Origin of the sequence: Lamprocystis purpurea DSM 4197, from assembly GCF_000379525.1 — a bacterium.
Lineage (GTDB): Bacteria > Pseudomonadota > Gammaproteobacteria > Chromatiales > Chromatiaceae > Thiodictyon > Thiodictyon purpureum.
This window is the reverse complement of the sequence record NZ_KB902496.1, coordinates 71,471-78,999: the sequence shown is the minus strand read 5'-3', so window position 1 is coordinate 78,999 and position 7,529 is coordinate 71,471. Positions and strand designations below refer to the sequence as shown.

General features: G+C 67.6%; 7 protein-coding genes. 4 read left to right on the top strand and 3 right to left on the bottom strand.

The window, feature by feature from the left end; genetic code table 11:
• Positions 1-29 precede the first annotated feature (29 nt).
• Positions 30-812, top strand: coding sequence for a transposase (locus A39O_RS36615; RefSeq protein ID WP_456073028.1), 783 nt, complete (start codon positions 30-32; stop codon positions 810-812).
• Positions 813-1,082: 270 nt separating this feature from the next.
• Here the strand turns inward: A39O_RS36615 and A39O_RS0113905 are convergent, their stop codons facing one another.
• Together A39O_RS0113905 and A39O_RS0113900 are read right to left on the bottom strand one after the other, a co-directional pair.
• Positions 1,083-1,919 carry an SWIM zinc finger family protein gene (locus tag A39O_RS0113905; protein WP_020505272.1) on the bottom strand — a complete coding sequence of 279 codons (837 nt, stop codon included), beginning with the start codon at positions 1,917-1,919 and terminating at the stop codon, positions 1,083-1,085.
• Positions 1,920-1,921: 2 nt separating this feature from the next.
• Entirely contained in the window at positions 1,922-5,026 is a 3,105-nt protein-coding gene (locus A39O_RS0113900; RefSeq protein WP_020505271.1) for a DEAD/DEAH box helicase, read from the bottom strand.
• A gap of 240 nt (positions 5,027-5,266) precedes the next feature.
• Between A39O_RS0113900 and A39O_RS0113895 the strand changes: the two genes are divergently transcribed.
• The 3 genes from A39O_RS0113895 to A39O_RS33465 are packed head-to-tail and all read left to right on the top strand — an operon-like array spanning position 5,267 to position 6,468.
• A complete protein-coding gene (locus A39O_RS0113895; RefSeq protein WP_169338444.1) occupies positions 5,267-5,473 on the top strand; it encodes a hypothetical protein in 207 nt (68 codons plus the stop codon).
• Positions 5,457-5,729, top strand: coding sequence for a tetratricopeptide repeat protein (locus A39O_RS0113890; RefSeq protein ID WP_020505269.1), 273 nt, complete (start codon positions 5,457-5,459; stop codon positions 5,727-5,729). Before A39O_RS0113895 ends, A39O_RS0113890 begins: the two co-directional genes overlap by 17 nt.
• 34 nt (positions 5,730-5,763) lie before the next feature.
• Positions 5,764-6,468, top strand: a complete 705-nt coding sequence (locus tag A39O_RS33465; RefSeq protein WP_020505268.1) for a Uma2 family endonuclease — start codon at positions 5,764-5,766, stop codon at positions 6,466-6,468.
• On the opposite strand, the gene A39O_RS0113880 is transcribed toward A39O_RS33465, so the two are convergent.
• A complete protein-coding gene (locus A39O_RS0113880) occupies positions 6,465-7,295 on the bottom strand; it encodes a sirohydrochlorin chelatase (RefSeq protein ID WP_020505267.1) in 831 nt (276 codons plus the stop codon). The genes A39O_RS33465 and A39O_RS0113880 overlap by 4 nt on opposite strands.
• Positions 7,296-7,529: the final 234 nt, after the last annotated feature.

The following is a 7,529-nucleotide window of genomic DNA, read 5'->3' as shown; positions in this document are numbered from 1 at the left end:
TGGCCGATCGGGGCTACAATCAGCCGCAGGTGATCCTCGAACTGAGCGCCCGTCAGGTGTGGGTGGTCGTGCGTCTGATGCCGACGGCCATGCCGTTATACCTGCGTGAGATCGACGAAGAGCAACACGATCCCGCCGCGCTACGGCTGGACGTCGCCGCACACCTGCGCGCNGCGACNNGTGATACGGTCACGGTCCCCGTGTGGCTGCGCGGCCAGCAGACCAGTGGTCCGGGCTGGCTACACGCCGTGCGCTTGCCGCCGGCCGCGGCCGCCGCGGCGCGTGAGCGCTGCCGCAAGGTCGCTAAGCGCAAGGGCTGGACGCCGAGCGCCGCGGCCCTCTTTCTGACTGGGTGGATGATGGTATTCACCACCGTGCCGCCGGACGCGGTGGAGGGGAGCGCCGTGCTGGCGCTCTATCGTTGCCGCTGGCAAGTGGAGTTGATGTTCAAGCGGCTGAAAAGCCTGCTCGACCTGGACCACCTGCGCACCCAGCAACACAGTGCACTGGGCACCGTCTGGATTCTCGGCAAGTTGCTCTATGCGTTGGTGATCGAACGACACATTCAGCGCCACAGCCCGGACGATTGGGATCGTCTGGACCAGCCCCGCCGGGTCACCCCCTGGCGCTTGGTGGCGCTCGCCCGCCACCAGGTCGATGCCTGGATTCTCGAAGTCCACCGCCAGCGCCCCGAGCGCTGGGCGGCATGCCTTGAGGTGATAACGGAACGCCCACGCCGACGCCGCTTACAAACGCTCCCGGCCGCCGTCATCGCGTTCCTGAGTACGCCAGGAAATCAAATGGTTGCTTAAGTTGGCGCCTATGGGCATGCGCCCCGTCCCGAACGTTTGATCCGTGGCCGAGCGTTGGTTGGAACCGGCGGGTTCGGGGAAAACGTTTCGGACGGGGCGAATGCCCCGTCCGGCCCAGAGGGGAAGGGGCATTCGCCCCGTCCCGAACATTTGATCCTTGGCCGAGCGTTGGTTGGAGCCGGTAGGTTTGAGGAAAACGTTTCGGACGGGGCGAATGCCCCGTCCGGCCCAAAAGACCCTGCGCGGCGTCTGCCGACCGCGCCGCCCTGCCTACAACAAGTCCCGATTCTTCTCCCGCACCCGCTGATACAGATCCTCCATCACCGCCACGAATGAGTCGTCGCGGTTCCAGAAGGCGGGGAAATCGCCGGCCTTGCGCACCAGGATGGCGGGCACCGCCGCCGGGACGGCCGGCTCGATCTCGCCGGGTAGGCGGTGCGCGCCGGTCCAGAAAGTGTGATGGTCCGGCGGCGCGGCGCTGATCCGGGGGCGGGTGAAGAAGGACTCCGCGGCGGTGATCGGCGGCGCCTCATCGCTGGTCAGGGCCGCCAGGGCCTTGCCCAGGGGGGTGGCACTCAGGGCTTGAGTGAGCCGCGCGCGCGACAGGCCCCGCAGTTCGAACAGCAGGAAGGGGTCCCGGTCCAGTTGACCCGCCAGGCGATAGTAGACACCGGCGATGTGCTTGCACGGATTGGCCCCGTCGGGGCAGGAGCAATCGGTCAGGGCGAAGTCCTTGCGGCTGCGCGGCAGCAGATGCAGCTTCACGTCGGCGAAGGCGGCGTCGATGGTGTCGGGCATCTCGTTCATGAGGAGCCGGGCCAGCAGGGCCGCGCTGCTGCCCAGGCGGGTGATGGTCTTGTCCCAGTCCTTGGCGGGGATCTGGGTCATCTGAATGCGGGTCTGGTAGTGGGGTTCTTTGTAGACCCCGAAGTAGGGGTTGACGTTGCCCCGCACCGTGGCGCTCACCCGTCCTTCGGCGATGGCAAAGGCGAGGATACGGTTGTCGCCGCTGTAGGCGCGGCCCCGCTGCAGGCGCCCGCTGTCGGTGAAGCCCTCCAGCGCGGCGATGAAGCGCTGGCCCCACCAGGTCTTGCCGAGGGTTGCCATGGTCAGTCCACCACCGCGTCACGGTTCAGGCGGATCAGTGCCTTGAAACGCTCGTTGTCGAGTTGGGTGAGCCAGGATTCGTCGTTGCCGACGATGGCGCCGGCCAGTGCTTTCTTCTCTTCGATCATGTCGCTGATTCGCTCCTCCAGGGTGCCCAGGGTGACGAACTTGTGGACGAAGACGGTCTTGTCCTGGCCGATGCGGTAGGCCCGGTCGCTCGCCTGATCCTCGACCGCCGGGTTCCACCAGCGGTCGAAGTGAAACACGTGGTTGGCTCTGGTCAGGGTGATACCGACGCCGCCGGCCTTCAGCGACAGAACGAAGATCGCGGGCTCGGACTCGGGGTCCTGAAAGGCCGTGATCATGGCCTCGCGCCGGCCGCGTGCCGTACCGCCGTGCAGATAGTAGGTCCGGCAGTGCAGATCCTGTCTGAGCAGGCGCTCCAGCTCGGCGCCGATCTCGGTGAACTGGGAGAAGATCAGCACGCTGTCGCCCGCCGCCATGGCCTCTTCGAGCATCTCCCGCAGGCGTTGCAGCTTGTGTGAGCGCTCCGGGGTGAAGGCGCTGCCGTCGTGGAGGAACTGCGCCGGGTGGTTGCAGATTTGCTTGAGTTTCATCAGGGTGGAGAGCATCAGGCCCTGGCGGGCGATGCCGTCCTTGGCCTCCAGTTCGCGCTCCACGTCGCGGACCACGGTCTCGTAGAGGGCCGCCTGCTCCTTGCTGAGATTGCAGTATTGAATGGCCTCCAGCTTGTCCGGCAGGTCGCGGATGATGGCCTTGTCGCTTTTCAGCCGGCGCAGGATGAAGGGCTCCACCAGACGCTTGAGGGTGGTGGACTGTACCGGGTCGTGGTCGCGCTGCACCGGGATTTCAAAGCGTTTGCGGAACCGCGCCTGGGTGTCCAGATAGCCGGGATTCAGAAAGTTGAAGATGGACCACAGATCGGTCAGGCGGTTCTCGACCGGGGTGCCGGTCAGGGCGAGCCGGTGCCGGGCCCGCAGCTTCAGGATCGCCTTGGTCTGCGCCGCGGCCGGGTTCTTGATGTTCTGCGCCTCATCGAGGATGACCCGGTGCCAGTCGCGGGCGCCGAACAGGTGCTGGTCGCGGCGCATCAGCGCATAGGAGGTGATGACCAGCGCCTGACGCGCGGTGTGCTCGGTGAAGGTGTCGGCGTCCTGCACCCGCGTCGGGCCGTGATGGATCAGCACCGGCAACTGGGGGGCGAACCGCTGGACCTCTTTCTGCCAGTTGCCGATGACTGACGTGGGGGCCACCAGCAGCGTGGGGGCGACCGGGGTCCCGTCTGCGCGCTCCTGCACCAGACGGGCGATGGCCTGGATGGTCTTGCCGAGCCCCATGTCGTCGGCCAGACAGCCGCCCAGGCCAAGCTGCTCCAGGAAGCCGAGCCAGGCCACACCGCGTTTCTGGTAGTCGCGCAGTTGCGCATTCAGTTGGGGCAAATCCGCGATCGACTCCAGCCGGCTGCCCGTGCGCAGGCGCTCCAGCATCGCGGCCAGGGCATCGTCGCGGTCCACCTCGAAGCCGTCGTCGGTGAGGGTGCGCTGGAGAAGATCCTGGATGCTGAGCTCCGGGGTCTCGTGACCATGGCGGCGCCAGAAGGCGAGCATCTCCTGCATCTTGTCGCGGTCGAGTTCCACCCATTGACCGCGGAACTGCACCAGCGGGGCCTTGGACGCGACCAGTCGCTGCCATTCCTCCTCGGTCACCACCTGATCGCCGATGGCGAGCTGGTAGCTGTACTGCACCAGGTTATCGAGGTTGAGTCCGCTCTTGCTCGCCGGTGCAGCGGGCCCGGTGCGGGCGGCGGACGAGCGCAGCCGAATCTTCACCCGCCGCCGTCCCTGCGGCGTCCACCAGGCCGGCACCATGATCTTGAACCCGGCGTCCTCCAGCACCCAGGCCCATTCCTTCAGGAAGGCAAAGGCGTCGTCCAGGTTCAGGGTGAGACCCCGCGGCTCGGCGGTGTCGAGACCGTCCCAGAGCTTGGGAATCATCCGGGCGGCCAGCCCCAGGTTGAGCAGCAGGTGCGTCTCGAAGTCCTTTCCCAACTGGCGGTGCCGGGATTTGCGGTGCGTCGCGGACTGGGACCAATAGTCGGCCAGCGCCAGACGCTGCGACGGGTCATCCTTGGGGACGACGACGAATTGCAGCGTCCAGTCGTCCGCCGTCTCGGCAGCGGGCTCCACCAGTTGGAACCCCAGGGTGAAGGCGGCGTCGCGCTCGGCGCCCCGGATGCGTGAGCGCCACTGCCGCCAGTGCTGGTAGGTGTCCAGGCTGATGCCGAACGGTGCCGACCGCGTGGGTGCGAGGCAGGCGGCGAGGCAAGTCCGCTCCACCTTTTTCGCGAACACGGCCGGCCATGGCGTGTGCCGCAGGATCTGATCGAGCAGTACCTCGGCGCAGTGTCGCAACAGGCTGTCCGCATCCGGCCAGCCGTCCAGACCGGCGGCGCAGGCCGCGGGCATCCGCGTGCCGGCGTCGCTGATGAAGCGCTCATAGTGCTCGGACGCCCAGTCCCAGGCGCCGGCGATTTCGAGCGGCGGAACCGTGCGCTTGCCTTTGGGCCGGGTCGGCTGGCGGACCACCAGTGCGGGCAGATACTGGTCCCGCACCAGAAGACGCTTGAGCTCCTGCGTGAACCAGTACCAGAACAGGAAGTCGCCGCCGGGCTGCACCTCCCCGCCCCGGTGGAAAGCCAGGAAATGGAGGTCGCTCAGTTGTTTGATGGGGCGGTCCAAGCGCAGACAGTCCACCTGCCAGCGCTGCCAGGTCACCGGTGCGTCGGTGCTGTCGTCCGGCCAATACCGCGCCAACAGCGGCGAGGGCAGCGGCAGCTCCGCGGTGCCGGGCAGCCGGAGCGTGCCGCTCACCAGCGCGTCGTCGAGCGGCGACACGATGGTCTGCCCACCCAGCGCCTCGACCAAGGTCGGCCAGTCCGCGTGGGTCAGGTGAAACGGATGCACGGGAACGCCGTCATCGCGCCGTGCGGCGCCGCGCTTCAGGGTTTCCGCCCAGAGCAGGAAGGCCCCGGTCTGGACGAAGGCGTCGGTGACCTCGGGTAACCAGAAAGCGTGCAGGATCTGCATGGATGTCAGACAATCGACAACTTGGGCGGTGACAAGCGCGGCCGGTTCCCGCCGCGGCGCGGTCTCAGCCTGTGAATGCTTGTAGTGTATCCGCTGACGCCCCGGCGGCTCCAGCCGCGTTGGGACGCCACACCGGACGCAGATGAAGGGGACCCGCGTTTCCACCCTCAGCTGACTGCTGCTTGGCAGCGGTTGCCTGCAAGCGGAAGGGGTCAACAAGGCGATTCAATTTCAGAAATGATGACGGCAGACCACAGCACGAACCCCATCGATCCCATCCCAGATACGCCGGCCGGGGCCGTCGCCGACTACGATCCGCGCCGACCGGTCTTTTTTGTCCCCTACCGCGCACTCGGACCTCAGTTCATCGGCCGGGAGGGGACCCTGGAGGCGGTGCGGCAACAGCTCGACGCGGCGGTCTTCATTGGTGATGCGCATCCGCCGTGACCTGTTCGGCGACCGGCACCCCGATACGGCCATGAGCCTCAACACCCTGGCCACCTATGCCGACGCGCTGGGCGATCAGCAGCGCGCGCTGGATCTGGCCCAGCAGGGGCTTGCCATTCAGCACGAGAGATGGTCGGGATCCCGCGAGGCCCCCATCGCGGCCGGAGGCCGCTCCCACGGGGGTGGATCGCTGATCCGCCTGGTGGGGCGGCCGAGACTTTCCGCGCCTGGCATCTCCGTCCGCGGAATGCTGTAATCGGGTTCTGGTTTCACCCTTGCGGAGTGTCGCGATGTCCAATCTTGCCGAGGTTCCGTTCATCAGCGTCGACGACTACCTGGCCGGCGAGACCCTCGCCTTGGTCAAACACGAATACGTCGACGGCGAGGTCTTTGCGATGGCCGGGGCGACCGAGCAGCACGTCACCATCACCCTCAACGTCGCCGCGATGCTGCGCGCTCATGTCCGCGGCGGACCCTGCCGCGTCTACATGGCGGACATGAAACTCCGCGTCGAGGCGGCGCGCGCTTTCTTTTACCCCGATGTCTTCGTCACCTGCGACCCGGCGGACGGCGCCCGGCCGCTCGTCAAGGAGCGTGCGCGGATCGTCATCGAGGTCCTGTCCGACTCCAGCGAGGCCTATGATCGGGGCGGCAAGTTCGCGTCCTACCGGCAACTGGCGACGCTCGAAGAGTATGTCCTGATCGACTCGCGTGCGCCCGCGGTCGAGGTGTTCCGCCGCCACCCGGAGGGCTGGATGCTGCAATCCGTCCCCGCGAACGGCCCGCTCCGTCTTCATACGCTCGGCTTCGCGTGCGCCCTGGAGGCGGTCTATGAGGACGTGCACTTTCCGCCCGCGCCGGCGGAGCAGTCTGAGGGCCTCGATCAAGATTCCGGCCACTTGGGCTCGCCGGGTGCGTCGTCGGGCCATCCCGGCCGGACACCGTCAGGGCTGGAAGCCCTGACGACGCAACAGGATGCTCCGGCAATCGCCTAAAGTTGTTCCGCCGCCCCGGTGAGCCGATCCGCCAGGATCTCGATCAGCGCCGGGTGGCTGCCGACCAGTGGGGTGGGGTGGGCTTGGAAACCGGGGAAGTCGGCCTGCGCCGCGGCGCAGATGGCGGCGATATCCCCGCCGGGTCCGGCGTGGCGGCCGGGCGCGAGAAACAGCATGGCGACGATCACCGGGGTGGTCGGGTCCGCGGCGGCAAGGCGGTGCAGCACCAGGTCCAGGAGGTCGCCGTTGAAGTCATATTCAGGGCCTGGCCGCCGTTCCATCGCGGCCTCGGTCAGAACAGCCCCGGGATCGATCCGTTCGCGCACACGCTGTGCTAGCCAGGTGCGCACGGCGGTGACCTGAGGAATCGGCGAGCCGTGGTCGACCAGCACCAGCCGGCGGGGGGCGATGGCACGGGCGGCGGCGGTCGCGCGGATGTGGTCGTCCAGGAGGTCCGCGAGACGCGGCTCGCCGCGCGGCAGGGGGCACAGTTCAGGAGCGATGCGGACCTGGAATGGACCATGGACGCGGCGCAGGTCGGCAACCAGGTCGGGGATGAACCGGCTCAGCGCGCGGCTGGGTCCGAACAGGAGGGGGATCAGGTGAAACGCCCGCTCACCACTGGCGAGGGCGCGGCGCAAATAGGGTTCGAGGGTGTCCGCGGGTCGGCCGTCCAGGGCGGCGGCGGGAATCCGATCCGCGTGCAGGAGCGAGACCGGGTGGACCGCGGCGCCGGTGCGCCGGCCGAGTGCCTGGGCCAGGTCGCGCAGGGCCAGGGTTGAGTCCGGGCGCGACGAGCCATTGTCGATCAAGAGTGTTGCGGGCATCGGGCAATCCTGGCAGCGGTCGCGTGGAGCGGCGAAAGATGGCCGCGGGTGGAGCGAAATGCAACCGATCCGCGCCGGCCGGTCGCGGCATCAGGCCGTGCGCAGGGCACGAGGGCGCGCAGCGCAAGAGAATCTGGATGACCCGGTGCGCCGCTGGGAGTCTAATGTCGGGTGTGAGCACATTCGCAACATGTTCTGCCCGACGTCGCCGACCGCTGTCGACCCTGTTCCTAT